The sequence below is a fragment of the Legionella bononiensis genome (genome assembly GCF_016786215.1).
In the GTDB taxonomy this organism is placed as follows: domain Bacteria; phylum Pseudomonadota; class Gammaproteobacteria; order Legionellales; family Legionellaceae; genus Legionella; species Legionella bononiensis.
In genome coordinates, this window is record NZ_JADOBG010000002.1 from 339,483 (window position 1) to 359,716 (window position 20,234).

Sequence of the window (20,234 nt, forward strand, 5' to 3'; positions counted from 1 at the left end):
CTCATAATTTATATACTGAAAATGTATTTATATATGCATCCATGGACATATAAATACCCGTCTTCTTGAGCAACACAAAGCAATCCATAACGGAGCTGTATTGGATATATGTTCTGGATATGCTGCACCTCGTTCGCAAAGAAGAACATTAATACTGTTTATCCTCACTAGAACAATGAGGGGATTTGCCAGATCTAAGCCAGCTCTGTAATATTATTAATACAGTAGTTACTTAGCAGTAGTTCAGTGAATGATGCTTACCAGCATCCATATTCTGTGTTGTCAGTTCCTTGTGGCTGAATAAACTGAGATTCTGTATGGAATAGCCAACAATATTCTTACCAACCCAGGTTTCCTGTTCGGTAAATCGCTTCAATTCGGTCACGGCCTGGTTAGTTCCTTTTAATAGCTTATTGATATAGGTAAAACAATCATTATCTCCTGGTTTGGCTTTCGTAAAAGTAAAGGTCAGATCACAGGCATTGGTCTCTTGAAGTTGCTCATGTAACACGAGCATATCAAAAATTTGTGATCCACTGACCGTACGGTGTTCTACCTGGGTTGGCACTTGAGACAGATCGGAAGGACCATTGGTAAATTCAATTAGAATTGGCTTCTTGTCCTCATCAATTTTTATAATAATGCACGCATGATTTCCCAAATAGCCCTTGAGAGTTGTACCCACAAATAACGCGCTAAAGGTTGTAATGGTGTATTTAATAGTATTTTGTGAAATAAACAATTGATATAGTTCTTCATTCCCATCAAAATACTGCTCCAACAGCATGGTTTTTACTTTATGTTCATATTCGGCTGTTGGTTTGATCATCTGTCGATCGATACTTTGTAAACACTCACCGATGCCATCCATACAAAATTTCAATTTTCGAGTTAAATCATCCATTAATATTTTTTTGGGTAATCTGAATCCAATCGCAGCACCAATTAAAAAGCCAGTTAATATGCCAAGCAAAAAATAACTGAGCGGGTTACCTAAATTCCACACTCCTCTTGCAAGTCCAGCCACCCCACCGATTAAGCCACCAATAATTCCTGTTAAAATTGCTAAAAAAGTGGAGCCAATATTAATAATATAATAAGCGAGTTGAATGTTTAGAGTTCTGGTTTGAGATAAACTCACCATTTGATTGTAAGTGTGCATGGTGTTGCTAATCAGCTGCTCTATGTGTTCAGGGTCATTCATGTTCTGTATTAAATTGCTCAAACTCGTACTAAAACGAACAAGTTCTTTTAAAAGCAGGTAATTTAATTCTGTTTCTTCATTTTGAAGTGTTTTAACAGTTAACCATAAATAATATTTTGCTTCACATAAAGGTAACGAATTAATACTTTCAAGACTTTCATTTACAACACTTCGATAGTGCGCTGTAGGCATAACAGGTTACTCCATAATACTATTCATTTTTTACTGTACTCTGATGTACTTTAAACGCTCATAAGAGGTTTAACATCCATCATGCACTGTATGCGACGAGTCTTAACTCCTTTTTGATTGTGTTCGAATTGACTCCATGTCCACGCTGGAAGCGTACAGTTTTTTGATACAAACAATTGATTCAGATGAAGGATAAGCGCTTCTTTCTCTTTTAGCTCAGGAAGTGTTTGTATATTATACTCATACAAACCACTCTGTGTAATTCGATAGTCCTCAAAAATAATAGGAAAACTGGCCATTTGTTGTCTTATTAAATCAGCAAAAACAGGTATGACCGTGTCTTCTTTCACGCCATAACAAATATCTCCCACTCGTCCTTCAATTGCGGATAACTGAGTAAATAGATGCCCCGATTGAGCATCAATCAACACATCATCCAGTCGATATCGGATCATCGGCTGAGTAGTACGTAACAAATCAGTAATAATTGGAATAAAGCGATGCTCATCCAACCAATCTTTTTCTATAATCAGATATTCTTCATTCATGGTTAAACGATTAGTTCGTTTATCGCTTACAGCAAGGAACCCTTCCGTACATTGATACACTTGTGATACGTCACACTTGAAGGCATTTTTAATAATGGCTTCATCGTATTGATCAAGTACCTCTGCTACTGAGTATATTTTTTTTGGTGATATGGTCAGACGATTAATTTGTTTTGATAAAGCAACTAAAACACTAGCTGGCGCCGAAAGAATAGTTGGCTGTAGCGCGTTTAATCGATCGATCTGAGTATCAAAATCCTCAAGTAAATCAAAAAAAGTAAATTGAATTTTCTTGCTTTTGTTCAGCGTCATATAGAGTTTATTATTTGCTCTAAGGAAGAATGCGATTCGTTCATGGGTCTTCAAACCGGATGGAAGTACTTTAGCCAACAATATCCCTGCCCACATACTTCGTTCTTTGCTGCTTACAAGAAAGAGACCTCTTTGACTGGTTGTTCCTGATGACAAACCTACCGCAATATCATCAATCAGAGCGGTAAAATCCCGTGACTGTTCTGCTTTTAGAGCAAGATTGAGCGCATCATTCATTTTGATTCCAACAGTATTGATTGAATCAAAATGTTCCATCATTATTTGTTTATTAATAATAGGCCATTGCTCAAAGGGTTTATCCAAATAATCTTTGTAGAATGGTGATTTTGATAATGTGTTTTTTACCAGTGCCTTAAATTTTTTTTGCTGGTAACGAAGCAGTTGCTCTCTTGATTTAAAAGACCGCTGCAAAATCAGCGTTTTAAAATAGTAATACACTATCCGCAATATCATTTAGAATTACCTTGTAATGCTCCAGCGATTTTTTTGCAATGGGATGGAATGATGTCTATTTCCGTATTTGTTTTGCTTAAAGAATGTAAATTCTTTATGGTTTGAAGGTAGTCTTTTTTATCGTGGTGGATTAGATAGGTCAACTCTGAGGGATAATCCAAATCTTTAAATGTTTCTTGATGCCAACAACTGTCAGCAACTAAAAAAGTCTCTTTTATTGAGTTAAAATACAAACCAATTTGACCTTTTGCATGACCAGGTAAACTTATTGCAATGAGTTGACCATCATCAAACAAGTCGAAGCCAGAAGTAAAAGGAAACAAACTGGGAGCAAGAGGGATTTCATTTTTTAACACGATTAATCGCTGATAAAAATCATCTGGTAATAGTTTAGGTAAAAAGCCTTGTAGTAACGCCCTTATTCCTTTTTTATTTTTAATATCCTCAATTGCAGCAGGATGACACATAAATCGCGCATTAGGAAAATCAATTATTCCGCCAATATGATCCGCATGAAAATGAGAAATCACAATATAATTGATTTCTTCAGGAAGAATATTGTGTTGTAACAGTTGCTCTTTTAAAGACTTTTGTAACACTACGGGTGTTAAATGACGATAAAGAGAGAAAGGGAGTTTTTTTGTTAAATGAAAAAAACGATCACTGTATCCTGTATCAAATAATATATACCCATGACGAGGATGTTTTATCAGAGCACAGAGTGCTGGATACTCTGACTGTTTCAAACGCCCACTTTTTAAAGTCATTCGCTCGCAGTGACGGCAATAACCGGCTTCAAATAAACGGTATTCAATCATAATGGATTACACCATTTCGTGTACAATGCGATGCCTTGTTCAATACTTATTTTGGGACTGTAATTTAAATCCCTGATCGCCGCATCAATGTTTAATGTTTGACCGAAATGAAGGACTCCCGCACTGTACCGGGTTAAGGGCGGTTCTTTTTTAATGAAAGGAATGCCATAGACTAATTCAAGACATTGGGAAAAAACTCTCGCCTTTGAATAAGAGATCATTCGAGTATTTAATGGTTTTTGTAAGGCATTAAACAAGAGTTCAAGTATGGCGATCAACGTTTTTGGTTCACCATTAGTAATATTATATTTATTTCCAAAAAACTGCGGATCAGCATGAGACGCAAGAATCAAAGCATCCACCACATTATCCACATAAGTGATATCAATCAGGTTTTCGCCAGAGCCTATAATGGGCAGCACGCCGTTTTTTTCTGATTTTAATATGCGTGGGATGATTGAGCGATCATAAGGTCCAAATATAGCCCTTGGACGTAATGTAATCACCTTCAGATGTTTGGTTTTATACGCTTCATCAATTACAGACTCAGCTATTAATTTTGTTCTGACATAATGATTTGCTGGAGTTTCAGGTAATCGTGCATGTTCTTTAATATCATGACGATGGTTAAAATCAAAATAGATACTGGGTGAAGAGACATAGACAAGACGAGCCTCAGATGGTGTGGCTTCAATTACATGTTGGGTAGCCAATACATTGGCTTCATAAAAATCTTTGTAGGATCCCCAGGGACTGGATAAGGCAGCACAATGAAAAATAACATCCGTATTTCGTGTAATGGTTTTAAGGGCATCTCGCTCTTTCAAATCCAGGGCAATAAATTCTGCGCCCATATGATTGAGTAGTTTGCCTAACACTTTATTTCGTCCCAACGCGATAACATCATGACCTAGAGCGAGCAAATGTCGCGTTAGATTCATCCCAAGACACCCAGTACTCCCTGTGACTACACAACGCATATCAGAACTCCAGAATAATTCCACCTGCGCTCAATCCGGCGCCTGTGCCCAGTAAAAAAACCAGTTCGCCCCGTTGAATTTTTTTAGAACGCACTAAGTGATTCAATACCGTCGGTATTGAGGCCGCTATTTGATTACCATGTCGAGAATAGATATCAACAAATTTATGTTCAGGAATATTAAGTCGTTTTCGAATATGATGCATCGCAAGCAAACTGGCTTGATGGGGAACAACCCAGTGAATATCAGCCATTGTCACACGAGCTTTTGCCATTAACTCATCGGTCATCTGCCCTACTAATTTACTGGCTAATTTAAATACTTTTTTACCATCCATGTAAAACAAACCAGAGAGTGGAACATGGCAGGATTGCAATGGTGGAATTCGAGTTCCGCCCGCTTTTATCTGACAATAGGTAGAACCACTACTGTTTGTGATGAAATGTGAACTCAAAATACGATGGGAACCATCACTTTGCTCCACCAGACAAGCCGCGGCTCCATCACCAAAAATGGTACATGTTTCCATATCCTCCCAGTTAATACCGGAAGAAGCGATATCGCTTGAAACAATTAATATTCGATTATAACGACCACCCTCGATGAGGTAAGAAGCAATATCCAAAGCTGTAATGAAACTTAAACACGTACTATTGATATCAAAACAACTGATTCCTGAATCTTCAAGACCCAATTGTTTTTGGATCAATGCCGCGGTGCATGGAATGGGCTGTTCCCCTACTCCACTGGCGCTGATGATGGCGTCTATATCACTTAAATTAATCCCTGCCTGTTTTATGGCTTCTAATGCTGCCTTAGCGCCCATATAAGAAGTAGTTTCCTCTGGAGACGCAAAATGTCTGGAAATAAGTCCCGATTTTTTTTCTACGCTACCTGGAGATAATCCCAGGCGCTCATCCAGTTCAGTAGACAATACTGTCTTCAACGGTAAATAATTACCAGTTCCTGTGATTTTTATGGCAGGCATAGACTGTCTCACTTTAAAAAAATTGGTCATTGGTAAGCCCTATGATTTTTTTCAAAAAAATCATAATCCCTGGCGAAAAAATAACGACTTAATTGATAGATTCCATAAGTAATGAACGGGGCCGCGAACACATCAATACTGTAATGGATGTGGCCAACGAGAACAGTGTATGAAAAAAGAATACTGGCACTGCCGCAGATATAACGGATTATGGTGTTGCTCCAGAACATCAACAATAGTAAAAATGGCCCACCAACGTGACCAGAAAAAAACAGATCCCCGTTAAATAGAAAAAAATTAGTGAAATTATCGGGTATGGTAAGATTATTCGCAGGTGCGCCTAAATGTGTAAGACTTATAAAGACACTTCGTACAAAGATAAATAAGGCTGCTGTTTTTGTAACAAAAGGCAGTGTTTCAGGGCGAAGCAGAAGATAAAATGAGAATATAAACCAAAAGAGCATGCTAGCATACACATGCAGAAAGGTTACATCACGGACTCTCAAGTTATTCAGAATTAAGTCATTAACACTATTTCCTGCAACTTCCGTAGCATAGGTTCCGGCAATATTGGCTACTATAAAGCTTAAGATCAAAACACAAAAACCACTAATCAGTCCCTGCACATAACGTCGTTCCTGAAATAATGAACCATAAGAAATCGCTACATTTTTCATTTTTTACAAATCCGCTGATAAAGTTGTTCATACTGTATTGCAGTGTTACCAATGTCATGAGTTAAAGCCAGTGTTCTGCTTTTCATCCCCATCTCGCGACACTTATCTGTATTTTCAAGCAATTCAATCATATATCTGCTAAGTGTATTCGTATCATCAGGTCTAAAAAGATAGCCATTGACACCGTGCTGTATCAATTCAGGCAGAGCCATAGCATGTGCACCCAATAGAGGAAGACCAGAGGCTATCGCCTCCAAACCAACAATACTCTGTAACTCAGCCGTACCCGCATGAACAAAACAATCAGCCAGTCCATATATTTTGGGATAATCATCATCGGTTAAATAGCCTGTAAAAGTTATATGCCGGGAAATATTCAGTTCCTTCGCCAAAGTTTCCAGTCGTTTTTTCTCTGTTCCATTACCGGTTAATACCAAATGACAATCAATGTGTTGAACGGCCTTAGAAAAAGCATGAATAACAACAAAAAGATTCTTCTCTTTATCCAGCCTGCCGGTATAAAGAAGTGTGGGTTTAACGGGTATATTGAATTGCTGACGCAAGAAATCGGCGTCTTGTGCTGGTTTGAATTTCTGTAAATTGATTCCGCAGGAAACCGGATAAATTTCTTTTTTTAACTGCGTTTGTTCCAGGAGTTTTACTGCAGTTTGAGTCGGTGTAGTGACCACATCAACAGTAGACAGCATGGCAACAATGTTCTTCCAACACAAATTTTTAAACCAGCTCTCAAACCGTTTTGGCAAAAAGGTATAGTGAAAGAAATTTTCAGGCATAAAATGATTGGTAGCAAGCATCGGAATCCCCATACTTAAACAAGTACGGTGACAAATGGAACCCAGGAAGAATTTCCCCTGGATGTGCATCACTTCAGGATTGTACTCTGCTATTGCCTTTTGTATTCCTTTTTTAATAGAAACAGGCCAACACACTCGAAAATTTTTATAAAGAAGAATGGGCCATGAGCGGACTCGATACAGTCTCACTCCATGATATTCGCCATAATTTTGCCGCAAAGTTCTTGATGGGCAAATAACCAGGACTTCATGCCCCCTGTCTTGAAGGGATTGCGCTAAACGATGAGTAAAATAGGCGCCACCATTTAAATCGGGCGGATAACTATCGAGTACCATCATAATTCTCATTACACGCTCTCATCAAGTTGAATGAATTTCAATGTGACTCGAAAAAAAACAAGAACAGGTTTATGTCGAATTAAAGAATGTATATCAATCTCCTGAAAATTCTTTATTAATTTATTGATGTCATTAACAAGCCAATGAATTACTACACCAAGAACAGGACGAAAATCTATCACAATGTAAAATTTATATCAACAAACTATTGTGCTTTGTAAAAAAGGCAGAATCATAGAAATCTAATATTGACAGATGGACAATGTTCAACCTATTGATAAATAATAATTTTTATCAAACTATTAATATAATGAATAACAGGTATTAAAAAAATGAATACTAAAACTGACTTCTCGGAGAACATACTAAATAATCCGGAATTTACCGAAGTAGTTCCACTGGATAAAATAAATAGATTAAAATATTCAAGACCGCTTCATAAAGTTACAGGTAGCATCAAGATTTAAAAAATGTCACTGATTAGGGTCTATACTTAAACCAGTACTAAAATTAATCACTATAATCATTGAATTTATTGAAAAACAAGGAGTTAGTTATGTTGACCTGGGCACTCGTATTTCTCATCATTGCAATAATCGCAGGATTATTTGGTTTTAGAGGAGTAGCGTCTACTGCAACAGGAATTGCAAAGATACTCTTTTTCCTGTTTATCGTTATATTTGTAGTCCTGCTCGTATTAAATATACTAGGAGTTGTTCCCGAACCACTCCCAACTGTAAATTAGAGCGTCGATCTAATTTTCCTTCCGATTGAAACATACCTGCAAATCATTTACAGGCATGTTTCAATATTAATGGAATTAAAGCATTAGATCCTATTTCAATAGGCCTGATTAATAATCAATGAATCACTCTATATACTAAATCACTTTGCCTGATGTGCTTATTTTAATTGCTATACTTATCTATAAAATACCAAAACCAAAGGTTTCATTATGGGTCCATTCATAATTGAACAAATGAGTCGAGAAGAAGTTAATACTGCCATAGAATGGGCAGCAAAAGAGCAATGGAATCCTGGATTAAACGATGCAGAATGTTTTTATCAGACGGATCCACACGGTTTTTTTGCCGGTAAACTTGATGGACAAATAATTGCCGTAGGTTCAGCTGTAATTTATGATGAATATTTTGCATTTTGTGGATTTTATATTGTTGATAAGAACTATAGATCTAAAGGTTATGGATTGGAACTAACTCGTGCTCGATTATCTTATATCGGGGATAGAAATGCCGGCCTTGATGGTGTCATAAATATGCAGGATAAATATGCACAGATTGGTTATCAATTTGCTCACAATAATGCACGGTATAAATTGGATAAACCTCTAAAGGCAGTTAGATCGGATGAAACTCTCAAATCAGCCAATACTCTGAATTTTGCTCAATTATGCGCCTATGACAGGCTACATTTTCCAGCTTTGCGCCCTCAGTTTCTAAAATGCTGGATCAATCAAAAAAATGGTTTGGCTTTAGCATGTGTTCAAAATAACACAGTCAAAGGTTATGGAGTCATAAGAGCCTGCAGATCAGGATATAAGATTGGTCCCTTGTTTGCTGAGACACCTGAAATAGCGCATCAATTATTTTTCAATCTGGCACAATACGCTCAAGGAAATGAAGTTTTTTTAGATATTCCTGAAAACAATCCATTAGCTATTGATCTGGTAAACGAACATAAAATGAACAAAATCTTTGCTACCGCAAGAATGTATTTAAAAAATGAACCTCAATTAGCAGCGGAACACATTTATGGGATCACCACATTTGAGCTGGGGTAAACAATGACGCGTGATTTAGTAGGTTATGGGAACAAACAATTCGCTTTTGAATGGCCTGATAAAGCGAGGCTTGCTATTAATTTCGTAATTAACTACGAAGAAGGGGCTGAATTAAGTCCTGTCAATGGTGACAATGAAGCGGAACAATACGGTTGCGATTTTCCCTTTGGTAAAAAAACGAAAGGCAAACGAAACTTTAGTGTAGAGTCATATTATGAATACGGTAGTCGTGTGGGAATATGGCGATTAACCGATCTTTTTGATCATCACCAAATTCCTCTCACGTTCTTTGTAACGGGTTACGCACTTATTCTAAATCCATTATTTTCTAATTATCTGGCAAAAAGTATACATGAGGTCGCGGGTCATGGATGGAGATGGATTGATTATTCCAAAATAAATAAAAACACTGAACAAAAGCATATCTATCGATGCATCGAAACGCTTGAGCAACTTACTGGACAAAGACCACAAGGATGGTACACAGGTAGAAGAAGCAAAAATACACGCGACTTATTAGTGGATATGGGTGGTTTTATTTATGACTCTGACAGCTATGCAGATGATCTGCCTTATAAAATCAAAGAACACCTGGTAATCCCTTACTCTCTGGATTGTAATGATTTTCGGTTTACAACAACTCCAGGTTTCTCAACTTCCAATGATTTTTTTAATCAGCTAAAAAGTACTTTTGATGTTCTCTATCATGAAAATAAACCCTCGTTGATGACTATTGGGCTGCACCCACGAATAAGCGGTAAACCGGGACCAAGTGGTGCCGTGAAACAATTTCTGAGTTATATTCAGGATTATGAAGGACTATGGATAACCAAACGAATTGATATCGCTCGATATTGGTTATCTCAAAACCAATAGACTAAGTCCTTGTAGTATTTGCATGTTGTCTTCATACCAATATTTTCTCCCCAACCCTCTTCCCGCGAACAGGGATTATCATGCAATTCTGACTCCTTACGCGGGAGAGTGGGCTGATCGAGGCAAGATGAACGTTAAGTGCTCAGTTTAGCGTTATGCATTCAAAAATTTCTGGGACGTGCAAGCCAATTAATAAAAATTCACTGAACAGCTTAGTATCATTTAATTTACCAGTACATGTTCTATACAAAATAATAAAAAAAACATAGAATCTCTGATTACCCAATTTGATTCCCTTCACAGTCGTTACGGATGTTCAAATGAGCCATATAATCGATTTATCGCTGCTAAAAAGAAATCGCGATTTTAGACTGTTGTATTTAGGACAATTTATATCATTTATCGGAACGATGATTACAGTTGTTGCACTGCCCTATCAAATTTACCAAATAACTGAATCTACATTAATGGTTGGACTTTTAAGTCTTGCTCAGCTCGTACCGTTATTATTTACAGCTCTTGTTGGTGGAGTATTTGCTGACCGTTATAACCGACGTGCCCTTCTGATTATTAGCGAATTACTGCTTGTTGCTGGATGCTGTTGTCTGGCATTGAACTCCTACAGCAGCAATCCGGATTTAATTACTATTTTCATAGTGGCTTCACTGATGTCAGCAATTACAGGTCTTCATCGCCCTGCTTTTGACAGCATTACACAGCAAATAGTTAAACCGGAAGATTATAAAAATGTAGGTGCGCTTGGAAGTTTCAAATTCAGTTTTTGCATGATTGTTGGTCCCGCAATTGCTGGACTCATCATTGCTCAATATGGAATCGTCATTACTTATCTTATTGACTTAGTGACTTTTATTGTCTCAATAATTAATTTAAGTTTAATGCACAGCATACCCAAGCCTGTCAAACAGGATCATCCGTCGATTTTCTCCTCGTTAAAGCAAGGGATTTCATTCGCATTCAGTCGTCAAGAATTAATTGGCAGTTATTTCGTCGATTTTTTTGCCATGGTTTTTGCCATGCCTAACGCTCTTTTACCTGCAATAGCACAATCGTACGGCGGTGCCAGAACTCTTGGATTACTTTATGCTGCGCCTGCAATTGGCTCTCTGATTATTTCTTTTGTAAGTGGATGGACCTCCAGAATAACTCATGATGGAAAAGCCATTGCTATAGCAGCGGCATTTTGGGGATTAGCAATCATTGGTTTTGGGGTTTCGAGCTCATTATGGATGGCAGTACTTTTTCTGGCTTTGTCGGGCGCCTTTGACGCAATTAGCGGTATTTTCAGAAGTACTTTATGGAATAATACCATCCCTCCAGAACTTAGAGGGCGCCTGGCAGGAATTGAAATGATAAGTTACTTAAGCGGCCCAAGGTTAGGTGATACACGAGCAGGACTTGTAGCGGCAGGCTTTGGTATCAGTACAGCCCTGATTTCAGGTGGAATATTATGTATTATTGGAGTGAGTCTGTCCTGTTATGCATTACCCAAATTTTGGCATTATAAAACAAAATAAATACCCTGGAACTCAAATGCTTCGCAGGATGTATCGATATCTTTCTTATTGATTCACACTGCCAGTACAAACATCCCCTTCCTCTATTCCATCAATCCAGACTTTTAGCTGTTTGGTGCGCGCTTCAGTAATGTTTTCAATAAAGTAACATTTACACATCGGTAATACGGAGCCATAAGTATCTTGATATTCAGGAATATACATGGAATCAACGTAAGCATCCTTAAATTCAATCCACTTACGTTGCGCGTTTACAAACTTGTCAATAAATACCTGGTCTGTTTTGTATTTCACTAAAATATTTTGATACACCTGATTCAATTCATTATCCGCTTTCTGAAGCGCCTCACAAGCCTCATTATTTAAATCCAGTTGAGTTTCAGCTCGTGCAACAGTCATAACAAATAACATGATCAATAAGATAAACCGGTTATTCAACATCGTCATAATGCGCTACTCCAGTTAATAGATTCCTTAATCACCAATAATGCTTTCCTTCTTATGATGTTGCGCCAGAGTCTCATCAAGACTTGCTGCTTCTGTTAATGCAGCAACATTCTCTTTTGTGAAAAACCCATCAAACCCATGACATCGTTCAACATACTCTGTGATTAACAATGAGTATTGTGAATGTTTCGAGAATATCTGTTTTAAATCAGGTGCATCAGTGCATGCACCAAAAACCTGTGCTAAAAACTGGATGTGATTCTGATCGCGCAAGGTATCTATAACATAATCAATATTCTTTTTACCTGAAACGTGATCACCATCAACAACTTCATACGCAATATGATGCATTCTTCTGCCATAATTAAGTACAAAAGTCTCTGTTGGCATAGGAAGATTTTGAAAGGAATTAACCATAAATGAGATGTTATTTGCTGTAAACACCTTGGCAGGTGATCTAATATCATCCTCGTGGGGAATTCTATTGACGTTAGTTGAAGAGTTCATATCAGCGATATTATAAGCACCCCAGAAATAATATTTGGAAAGGCATAAAAACTCCAATATAGCATCTTCTCTTTCCCCCGCCAGTATACGCGTTGCCATATGGTCAATACCCTTAATCAGACCTTTTGTGCCATTATCCTGACTCACTTGATCTGCGTCATTTAATATTTTTTCCTGATCTTTTGTTAAATAAAAACGCTGACCAAGTTCTAAATTATCCAGATCAAAAATGGAACCTTCAATGTATCCTACGCTATTGTAAGTAAAATCGGACATTCGAGTAAAAATCATTTTTTTATTACTATAAAATTTATTTTCGGTAAGTGCTGGATCATGAAATCTGAATCCATGTGAACCTAATATACGGATGGTTTCCTTTTTATCCTTACATTGATAGATTTCCCCAACATAACGAGCATTAAATTTTTCTCTTGAGTTGGGATACATTTTATTAAAACGAGTAATATCATCCTTGAAATTAGGATCGAGCGGTTCTAGAACCAAGAGTGCGGGAGAGTCTTTCGTATTCGTTAAACAATATATTTTATGAGTGTCACTGATGTAACTCTTTGTATAACGATATGGGGTCATAGAGTATAGTTCGGTTAAATACTTAATCGCATCACCCGTTTGTACCTGAATTACAACGGCACACATATCACCAAATAGTTGCTCAAGCCCTGTAGCGATACGTCTTTCATAAATTTTTGATTTATATTCATTAAAATAGTCAGAGTTTTCCTTATCGCCTTTAGGCGTATAATGCATTGGATTAATCATACTCATCTCCATAAAAAAGTGATTAATTACCTCCGAACAATACTATAATTATATACTCTTTTCAGATTTTATCCGGTAAATGAACAATTGAGGGGCTGGAATTTCACATTTATTAGTAAATGTCAGTATAATAAGGAATTTTTAATCAATAAGAACCCATACATGGAAGCGTTATTTGTATCAATTGGTGTTGTTGCTCTGGCTGAAATAGGCGATAAAACTCAATTACTTGCCTTGATATTAGCATCACGTTTCCAGCAACCTGTTCCAATAATTCTTGGGATATTGGTTGCGACCTTAATTAATCATGGGCTGGCGGGGGCTGTTGGAATGTGGATTACTCTATTAGTAGATCCGTCCGTTCTTCGTTGGATACTCGGTCTTTCGTTTATTGGTATGGCAATTTGGACGCTCATACCAGATGAAATTGAAGAAAATGAAACGCATTTAGGTCATAGCCTGGGAGTCTTAGGCGCGACGTTTATTACCTTTTTTCTCGCTGAAATGGGAGACAAAACTCAGATTGCAACTGTTGCTCTAACGGCTCATTATAGTGCTCCGCTATTAGTCATTGCTGGAACTACCTTGGGAATGTTACTGGCCGACGTACCCGCTGTATATATCGGAAATAAATTTGCCACAAAAATCCCTATGAAAGTAGTTCACTACATTGCCGCTTTTATTTTCTTATTAATGGGAATTTTTTCCATTTTTTTATAAAATAATCCAGAGTATGTTAACAATTGATCGACCTATTTCCAACGTCCTGCAACTTGATCCTGAACGATCTGCGTTATTTATAAGTGTGTCATCTTCTCCAGATAGAACCAATTAAATAATTAACCGGAAGTGAGCTTACTACCAATATCATGGTCTGCATTAACTTCAGAATCCTGTTCCTGCTGACTGTTTATTTCCTGCACTTGTTCTGTCCGATCATTTTTCATATCAGCTAAACCGGCTTTAAATGAAAGTGATTTTTCGATATGCCTCATTTGTTGTTCTAATTTTATCTCATGGTATTTTGAGATAATGTTCGCTCCGGTGACAAGTCCTTCACGGACAGAGCCAACCACTCTTTCTACAAATCGCTTAAACTTGGTTAAGAAACCTTCTCCCTCTACTGCAGAGCCAATGGTTTCAACAAATGTAGGATTAGTAGGTAAGGATTTAACTAACTGAGATCTTTGCTCTATAGGAGTCTGTTCATTGGTCAGGTCATTATTAATACCTTCAATATAATCTTTTACATGTTGATTTTCTGGAGGCAATTGTGAACTAAATTTATTTAATCGATAATGAGCTTGATACACGATCATATAATGTTGTACCAATTGTTGGTCAAAAGCATGTAAACGATCATGAAGTTCAGTCCCAATATCGCTTACCTCCATTATCGATGGTTTATTAGTGTCATAAAAAGCTCTTATGGCTCGCTCATATTGCTGAATTATGGGTGAATCCAAAAATGAATTCACCAGTATTTTCCTTAATTCAACTTCAAATTGCTCATCAACTAATGTACCGACTATATCTTTGAGATCTCTGGCTTCAAAAGACTCTATCTGTTGTTTCAATAGTTCTATTTTGTCTTTTTTAATCGCTATTTCTATTTCGAATTCTGGACTCGAAGGCATTAATTTTATCTTCATCTCCAGGTGTTCCAGATCTTTTTGGGTTTGTTCCAAAAGGATATTGAGGAAGTGCCCTTCATCTACTAATGCAAGCTTGTCCTCAAGAGACATATTCAACTCCAGAGCAACAGATAAAAAAAACTGATTAACTGTCAAGATTCCCTGGTTCAATAAAGTGCCTGGTTTTAAACATAAATAATCTTCTTCCTGAGATAATTTGAGTAAATACTCTTTATAAGCAACTTCCTTAATTGTCCTGTATTCATGAGTCACGAGTGTATTCAGCATACCCGCTATTTCGCCGGTCTGTGCTCCTACTCTGAATAGTTGTTTTGACAATTCTTTGATTACTCTATAATTTTCCACTGTAAACAGTTTCTCGTCATTCAATAATTCATTTAAACGAGTTGCTTCATTTTGCATGAATTCAGGATTTGCCAATTGTGCTCTGGAAAAATTCCGCAGTTCAGCTCGTTGCCCAGCAAATGTAAAACTATACTTTTCAGACAAATAGGCTCTGGCTTTTTCTAACTGCGGTGACGCGGCATGTAAATATTTAGCTCCTAGTTTTAGACCTCTCACCGCTGTTGATATGCTTTGTTCAACTTCTTCTGTTGGTGCCTGTTGTTCCTTTGTACTAGCAGACGCCTCAGGAAGACTCGACTCTGCTGGTTTTAATATTTCTACTTTGGCACGCATCAATACATCCTGTAGTTCTTCAGTATCTGCTTTATCGTAATCAATAGTTTGTACTACTGAACTAAAATTTGCTATTTGATTGATTAAAGCACCATAATGCGCTTTAATCTCTGGCGGACTATTGCTCAACACTTCTTTAAGTTGATTTACTTCATTTTGTATCTCCATTATCAGTCTTATCTGAGATACCAAACTATCATTCTGGCTCAATTGCTCAAATCGAATTAAAGCGTGTTCGAAATGATACAAACCGTTTTCGATCTTTTTAATCTGACGAACAATCAACGGTTCGCTTTCCTTGATGTGATGCAAAGGTTGTGAATCGGGTTTTATTAAAAAGTTTTGCACGCGAGATGAAAATTGAGTTTTAGTCATTGATGTAAACTTATCCTTCATCAACCCTACATATGAAGATAATTTCAACTCCTGTACTGATGAAAAAATACCACGCACAGAGTTAATCGATGAAGATTGAACTGGTTTTAATTCACCTGGTTTCGGCGGGGAGTGATCGGATTGATTAATAATATAACGTGCCTGAATTATAGGTCTTTGTTCGGTATCTATTCTAAGAATCTCTTTCAGATTAACATCCGGTCTCAATTGAACTATTGCTTCATTAGCAACTTCAACATTTAAAGCGTGTAGTTTATTTTGATCTTCCAGAAATTTGTGTACTAATGATTCCTGTCCCAATAATTGTTTAATGGAAATTTTATGCTCTTGAGCACTCTCCATAGTTCCAGTTTCAAGCTGATTAATTACAGTAACAAACTCATTGGATAGTTCCATGTTGATATGAGACATTGATTCTTGAATATCAGCAAAGGCTACTCTTAGTTTGGCAAGATCCTCTGTGTCAATATCGTTTAAGGATTTCCCATCATATTGATGCAGGATTCCAAAAAATTTTCGTGCAGCTCCCTGTTGGTTTTCATTTTTTAAGAGTTCAACCCAAATTTGTTCTTTAATTCTTTGTAGATTTTCATCTCGTGCACTGGATAAATCATAAGAAAGCGGAATACTATTCAGATTGGGATCATCCATAGCAGCAATCTTCTCATTTACTTTGTGATTTATGGCATCAATTTCTTTCACAATAGTCGATGAAAGAAGACCGGGCTTCAGATAATTACGAACCTCTAGTTCATCAAGTAGTGATATAAATTGCGGATAGTCTCTCTCCATCCATTGTTGATAAGCTTCTATAGTATTTTTTTGAAGTCGATTTCCTTCATGATTTAATTTTTTAGCCAATTCAATAAACGAAACCAGGGCATGCGCACCTCGATAAAAGTTAACTAGATTGCCCTTATTTTCGAATAACCGCTCAGCAACCAAGGTAATCGAATCAATTTGAGATTGAGTTATTTTAACCTTACTTTCATCTCTTATCATGTTTGGATCCAAAGTCCGCGATAAAGAGTTTAACATTATCGGCACTTCAGACAACATTTTAATTAAAGTAGAAGAATCAGATGCATTAGGATCATTGGATTGTAATAAGTTCAGACCTCTACCCAAAAAACTACCCGTTTTTTTCACCACATCTTGAATATTAAATTGATTTATCCAGCCTGTATTTTGGACAAGATTCTCCGCTCCTTTTATCATTGGAACAATATAGTCATAATTATTCTGGATGATCCTGCTAACTTCTGGAGTGGCATCACGTAATAGTTCCACTGACTTATAAACCTGTGATACAGCAGACATACCTTGATGAGCCAACACCATTTTATCAATTGTTGAAACAGATTTAGTATTCATCCTGTTGACAATTTGAATGGCGGATTCCGCATAATACATACTGTTTATTACTCTTTTAATTGCAGCTATCTGAGGGGGATCGTTATCAAAATTAACAAAGGGAACCCCAGTTGATTGAGGTTTTAGAGATTGAGCCAATGGAGCTGATAACGAAGATTTAAGATGATTTAACAATGTTGCTCTGGCTTCAGCAATTTGTTTGGCATAATCTACGGCGATCGGAAGCTGTGTCTGTTCTTCCGCTTCAGCTAGTGCTCCTTCAGTTGGTGCCCCTTCAGTTGCTACTCCTTCAGTTAGCGTTCCTTCTGTTAGCGCTCCTTCTGTTAGCGCTCCTTCAGTTGACGATGCCTCAATCGGAGTTACTTCAATTATATCATCCTGAGTAGCAACAGGTTGGGTGAGTTCTTGTGGCAAGGTATTGTCTAATTGATTTAATCTTCCTACTTCAGACATATCGGCAGAGCGTGAATTGATATTCGATAAAACAGTACTGTAAGCAGTAATTTGACTAATAACAGGAGCTAAAGCGCTGCGTGCTGCCGGTGAAAGTGCTGTTACCGTATTTTTTAACTGATAGGCGGCTTTAGTAATAGCAATAAATAATTTTGCCTGACTCACAACCCCAAAATTGTTGTTCGCATGTTCAAAGTTTGTCAATGAACTGTGTAAATTGAATAATGCATTCTCAAGCTTTTTAATATGTACAACCAATTCTGGTTCATCAGGATTAATCGTATGAGGTGGTTGCTCACTAAAATATACTCTATCTGCTTCAGACAAATGGCGATTCATTAATGTTCTGATGCTTGATCTGGTAGAATCCACCTTCTCAGCTAAATGTAACTCTTGTAGGTAAGTAATATTGCCGCGTAAATTGTTCAAGGAGGTTGCCTTGAACGCAATCAATTCCCCAGGATGAACCATGTCTTTAACTGGAGGTTGATGTACCTGTTCTTGTAAATGATTAGTTCGAGCCAGGACTCGATCAGCAAGGGTCGTATCTGTTGTCAATCCTGCTTGTGCCTCCAATGTCGCACGCGCAGATTCAGCCACAGTAAATTTTAATTGCTCTGTTCGAATTTTCTCCATAAAAAAATGATGCATCGACTCTTCTTGCGCAAATAGACTATCAATATCGCCTTTTCCGTAATAACCTCCAAGATAACCCGCTGCACCTGTAGCTAAAGCTCCAATAGCTAAAACACCAAAAGAGGCCTCTCCGTTAGATATTGCATTGGAAACAAAGGATGAAGCAGCTATAGATGTAACAGCTGCAGCTGTTTTAGATAAAGCCCCGGTGGCCATGCTCCACCATGATGTGGTTGTTGGGCCAACCGAATTTAAAATACCGGTGAGTTTATTTTCAAGATCCAGATTAGAGTGAGCTAACGCAATTTGAATGTCGGGATACAATTGTCTTAATTCAATACGATCAGCCTCTGTAATATCAGAGAATGATTTTCCTTGGTAGTTCTCCAAAATTGTAAAAAACCGACTAATTGATGCCATATTATTACGTGCAACGGAAATTGCCTGTAAATGTTCAACCTGACTGGCTTCAATCATTTGTTCTCTGACTGGTGCAAAAGAATCTATAGTCTGTAATCGATCATCAATGCCAAAAGAAGATTCAGATAACTGTTTGTTTATTTCATTCGCGATCCGATCCGCTGACTCACATAAGGCATTACTGAGTAAACCTGATTTCAAGTAATTCTGACGTTCGAATTGATCAATACTTGTAATGAGTTGACCTAAATAATGATTTGCCCATGAAGTGTATTTTTGCATTGAATCCATTGTGAATTCAAAATCATCCTCCTGGATTGTTTTTAGCCATTCTAATAAATCATTAATAGCTTTTGATTCGTTGAGCGAAGTCAAGCTTAATTTCTGGAGAAATGGATTTCCTTCAAGATCCTTTAATAATGCCATCACCAAATCAGCTCTTTCTTGCTTTTCTTGCGGAGTTAATTGCGATTTTTTAGGATCAGCTGCAAAATTCATAACTCGAGAAAATTTGGACAATGCATCTAAAAGTGGATTTGGTTTTGTCTCTGTACCTGTTGTAACAGGTCCGATTAACTCTGTTCCCTGATTGATAATGTAACTGGCTTGCTCAGTAACTTCCATTTCAACAAATTGTTCAGCCCAACCCGAATTTTTTATTGCATCATAAGTTGCCGTAAACACCGGTTCAATTAAACTGTAATTTTCAGCAATTAATGATTGAATTTCTGGGGTGGCGTCATTAAGAGAGGCTAAAGACTTATATACCTGAATCAAGGCTTTAGCATGCTTCGGAGCTGATTTTGTTTTGGCCCAGAGAGTAGAGTTATCTGTATGTTCCCAGATTTTTAATGCTTCCTCAGCATGATACAATGCATTAATGACTTTTTTTATTGCAGCAATTTGTCCGGGATCATCTGCAAAATTAATAAAGGGAGCACCTTGTTTCTGAGGTATTAATTTGTCGGCAAGGCAGGTTTCTAATTGATTTTGCAAAGTTACAAGTAATGAGTTTCTGGCTTTATTAATTTTCTGTGCCAATGTTAAAACTACAGGAGGAGAATCAACCGGTTTATTTGTATCGACTCCTGGTTCTGTTTTAGCAACATCATCCGAAGTGCCTATTTCATCTGTATCGGGCATTCTTTAGTCTCCCCACTCTGATAATATAATTATAGACTGGAGATCGGCAATGTGACCTCATTTTCATCAACACGTGTTAATAATAATCACTGAGTCACTGCATTTTAATGAATGTTGCTGGTTAAATAATTCATGAAATGGTAACGTTCTCAACAATTAAGCTATAGAATTAATAAATTTATTAGA

15 protein-coding genes are annotated in these 20,234 nt (G+C 37.2%); 5 read left to right on the forward strand and 10 right to left on the reverse strand.

Annotated elements, in window-relative coordinates; genetic code table 11:
• Positions 1-232: 232 nt before the first annotated feature.
• The 7 genes from IZU94_RS02660 to IZU94_RS02690 are packed head-to-tail and all read right to left on the reverse strand — an operon-like array spanning position 233 to position 7,347.
• On the reverse strand, positions 233-1,396 hold the full coding sequence (locus IZU94_RS02660; protein ID WP_203107727.1) for a hypothetical protein: 1,164 nt from the start codon (positions 1,394-1,396) through the stop codon (positions 233-235).
• Between the two features lie 50 nt (positions 1,397-1,446).
• Positions 1,447-2,730 carry a F390 synthetase-related protein gene (locus IZU94_RS02665; RefSeq protein ID WP_203107728.1) on the reverse strand — a complete coding sequence of 428 codons (1,284 nt, stop codon included), beginning with the start codon at positions 2,728-2,730 and terminating at the stop codon, positions 1,447-1,449.
• Complete coding sequence (locus IZU94_RS02670) at positions 2,727-3,548, reverse strand: MBL fold metallo-hydrolase (protein WP_203107729.1); 822 nt, start codon at positions 3,546-3,548, stop codon at positions 2,727-2,729. The genes IZU94_RS02665 and IZU94_RS02670 overlap by 4 nt, the downstream gene beginning before the upstream one ends.
• Positions 3,545-4,528 (reverse strand): NAD-dependent epimerase/dehydratase family protein, encoded by a 984-nt coding sequence (locus IZU94_RS02675; RefSeq protein WP_203107731.1) that lies wholly within the window; start codon positions 4,526-4,528, stop codon positions 3,545-3,547. Before IZU94_RS02675 ends, IZU94_RS02670 begins: the two co-directional genes overlap by 4 nt.
• 1 nt (position 4,529) lies before the next feature.
• The gene (locus IZU94_RS02680) at positions 4,530-5,516 is read right to left on the reverse strand and encodes a beta-ketoacyl-ACP synthase III (protein WP_203107857.1); all 987 of its coding nucleotides are present in this window, start codon (positions 5,514-5,516) and stop codon (positions 4,530-4,532) included.
• 26 nt (positions 5,517-5,542) lie between these two features.
• Positions 5,543-6,193, reverse strand: a complete 651-nt coding sequence (locus IZU94_RS02685) for a phosphatase PAP2-related protein (RefSeq protein ID WP_203107733.1) — start codon at positions 6,191-6,193, stop codon at positions 5,543-5,545.
• On the reverse strand, positions 6,190-7,347 hold the full coding sequence (locus tag IZU94_RS02690; RefSeq protein ID WP_238400474.1) for a glycosyltransferase: 1,158 nt from the start codon (positions 7,345-7,347) through the stop codon (positions 6,190-6,192). The genes IZU94_RS02685 and IZU94_RS02690 overlap by 4 nt, the downstream gene beginning before the upstream one ends.
• A 556-nt stretch (positions 7,348-7,903) precedes the next feature.
• On the opposite strand from IZU94_RS02690, the gene IZU94_RS02695 reads away from it, so the two are divergent.
• The 4 genes from IZU94_RS02695 to IZU94_RS02710 all read left to right on the forward strand — a co-directional run bounded on the left by IZU94_RS02695 (position 7,904) and on the right by IZU94_RS02710 (position 11,559).
• Positions 7,904-8,092: a DUF1328 domain-containing protein gene (locus tag IZU94_RS02695; RefSeq protein WP_203107737.1), complete on the forward strand. Its 189-nt coding sequence runs from the start codon at positions 7,904-7,906 to the stop codon at positions 8,090-8,092.
• 207 nt (positions 8,093-8,299) lie between these two features.
• The gene (locus tag IZU94_RS02700) at positions 8,300-9,148 is read left to right on the forward strand and encodes a GNAT family N-acetyltransferase (protein WP_203107859.1); all 849 of its coding nucleotides are present in this window, start codon (positions 8,300-8,302) and stop codon (positions 9,146-9,148) included.
• Between the two features lie 3 nt (positions 9,149-9,151).
• A complete protein-coding gene (locus tag IZU94_RS02705; RefSeq protein WP_203107739.1) occupies positions 9,152-10,024 on the forward strand; it encodes a polysaccharide deacetylase family protein in 873 nt (290 codons plus the stop codon).
• Positions 10,025-10,344: 320 nt separating this feature from the next.
• Positions 10,345-11,559 (forward strand): MFS transporter, encoded by a 1,215-nt coding sequence (locus IZU94_RS02710; RefSeq protein WP_203107740.1) that lies wholly within the window; start codon positions 10,345-10,347, stop codon positions 11,557-11,559.
• A 45-nt stretch (positions 11,560-11,604) separates the two neighbouring features.
• On the opposite strand, the gene IZU94_RS02715 is transcribed toward IZU94_RS02710, so the two are convergent.
• Positions 11,605-12,006 carry a lysozyme inhibitor LprI family protein gene (locus tag IZU94_RS02715; RefSeq protein ID WP_203107742.1) on the reverse strand — a complete coding sequence of 134 codons (402 nt, stop codon included), beginning with the start codon at positions 12,004-12,006 and terminating at the stop codon, positions 11,605-11,607.
• Positions 12,007-12,033: 27 nt separating this feature from the next.
• Positions 12,034-13,293, reverse strand: coding sequence for a hypothetical protein (locus IZU94_RS02720; protein WP_203107745.1), 1,260 nt, complete (start codon positions 13,291-13,293; stop codon positions 12,034-12,036).
• Positions 13,294-13,455: 162 nt separating this feature from the next.
• Here IZU94_RS02720 and IZU94_RS02725 point away from each other — a divergent pair, with 162 nt between their 5' ends.
• Positions 13,456-14,013 (forward strand): TMEM165/GDT1 family protein, encoded by a 558-nt coding sequence (locus tag IZU94_RS02725; protein WP_203107747.1) that lies wholly within the window; start codon positions 13,456-13,458, stop codon positions 14,011-14,013.
• Between the two features lie 119 nt (positions 14,014-14,132).
• Here the strand turns inward: IZU94_RS02725 and IZU94_RS02730 are convergent, their stop codons facing one another.
• On the reverse strand, positions 14,133-20,048 hold the full coding sequence (locus IZU94_RS02730) for an SdhB (protein WP_203107749.1): 5,916 nt from the start codon (positions 20,046-20,048) through the stop codon (positions 14,133-14,135).
• Positions 20,049-20,234 lie beyond the last annotated feature (186 nt).

Bases quoted from the DNA above. Each gene is read 5' to 3' on its own strand.
- IZU94_RS02665 (WP_203107728.1), bottom strand. From the start codon at position 2,730: ATGATATTGCGGATAGTGTATTACTATTTTAAAACGCTGATTTTGCAG.
- IZU94_RS02675 (WP_203107731.1), bottom strand. From the start codon at position 4,528: ATGCGTTGTGTAGTCACAGGGAGTACTGGGTGTCTTGGGATGAATCTA.
- IZU94_RS02720 (WP_203107745.1), bottom strand. From the start codon at position 13,293: ATGATTAATCCAATGCATTATACGCCTAAAGGCGATAAGGAAAACTCT.
- IZU94_RS02670 (WP_203107729.1), bottom strand. From the start codon at position 3,548: ATGATTGAATACCGTTTATTTGAAGCCGGTTATTGCCGTCACTGCGAG.
- IZU94_RS02690 (WP_238400474.1), bottom strand. From the start codon at position 7,347: ATGATGGTACTCGATAGTTATCCGCCCGATTTAAATGGTGGCGCCTAT.
- IZU94_RS02715 (WP_203107742.1), bottom strand. From the start codon at position 12,006: ATGACGATGTTGAATAACCGGTTTATCTTATTGATCATGTTATTTGTT.
- IZU94_RS02710 (WP_203107740.1), top strand. From the start codon at position 10,345: ATGAGCCATATAATCGATTTATCGCTGCTAAAAAGAAATCGCGATTTT.
- IZU94_RS02725 (WP_203107747.1), top strand. From the start codon at position 13,456: ATGGAAGCGTTATTTGTATCAATTGGTGTTGTTGCTCTGGCTGAAATA.
- IZU94_RS02730 (WP_203107749.1), bottom strand. From the start codon at position 20,048: ATGCCCGATACAGATGAAATAGGCACTTCGGATGATGTTGCTAAAACA.
- IZU94_RS02695 (WP_203107737.1), top strand. From the start codon at position 7,904: ATGTTGACCTGGGCACTCGTATTTCTCATCATTGCAATAATCGCAGGA.
- IZU94_RS02660 (WP_203107727.1), bottom strand. From the start codon at position 1,396: ATGCCTACAGCGCACTATCGAAGTGTTGTAAATGAAAGTCTTGAAAGT.
- IZU94_RS02680 (WP_203107857.1), bottom strand. From the start codon at position 5,516: ATGCCTGCCATAAAAATCACAGGAACTGGTAATTATTTACCGTTGAAG.
- IZU94_RS02685 (WP_203107733.1), bottom strand. From the start codon at position 6,193: ATGAAAAATGTAGCGATTTCTTATGGTTCATTATTTCAGGAACGACGT.
- IZU94_RS02705 (WP_203107739.1), top strand. From the start codon at position 9,152: ATGACGCGTGATTTAGTAGGTTATGGGAACAAACAATTCGCTTTTGAA.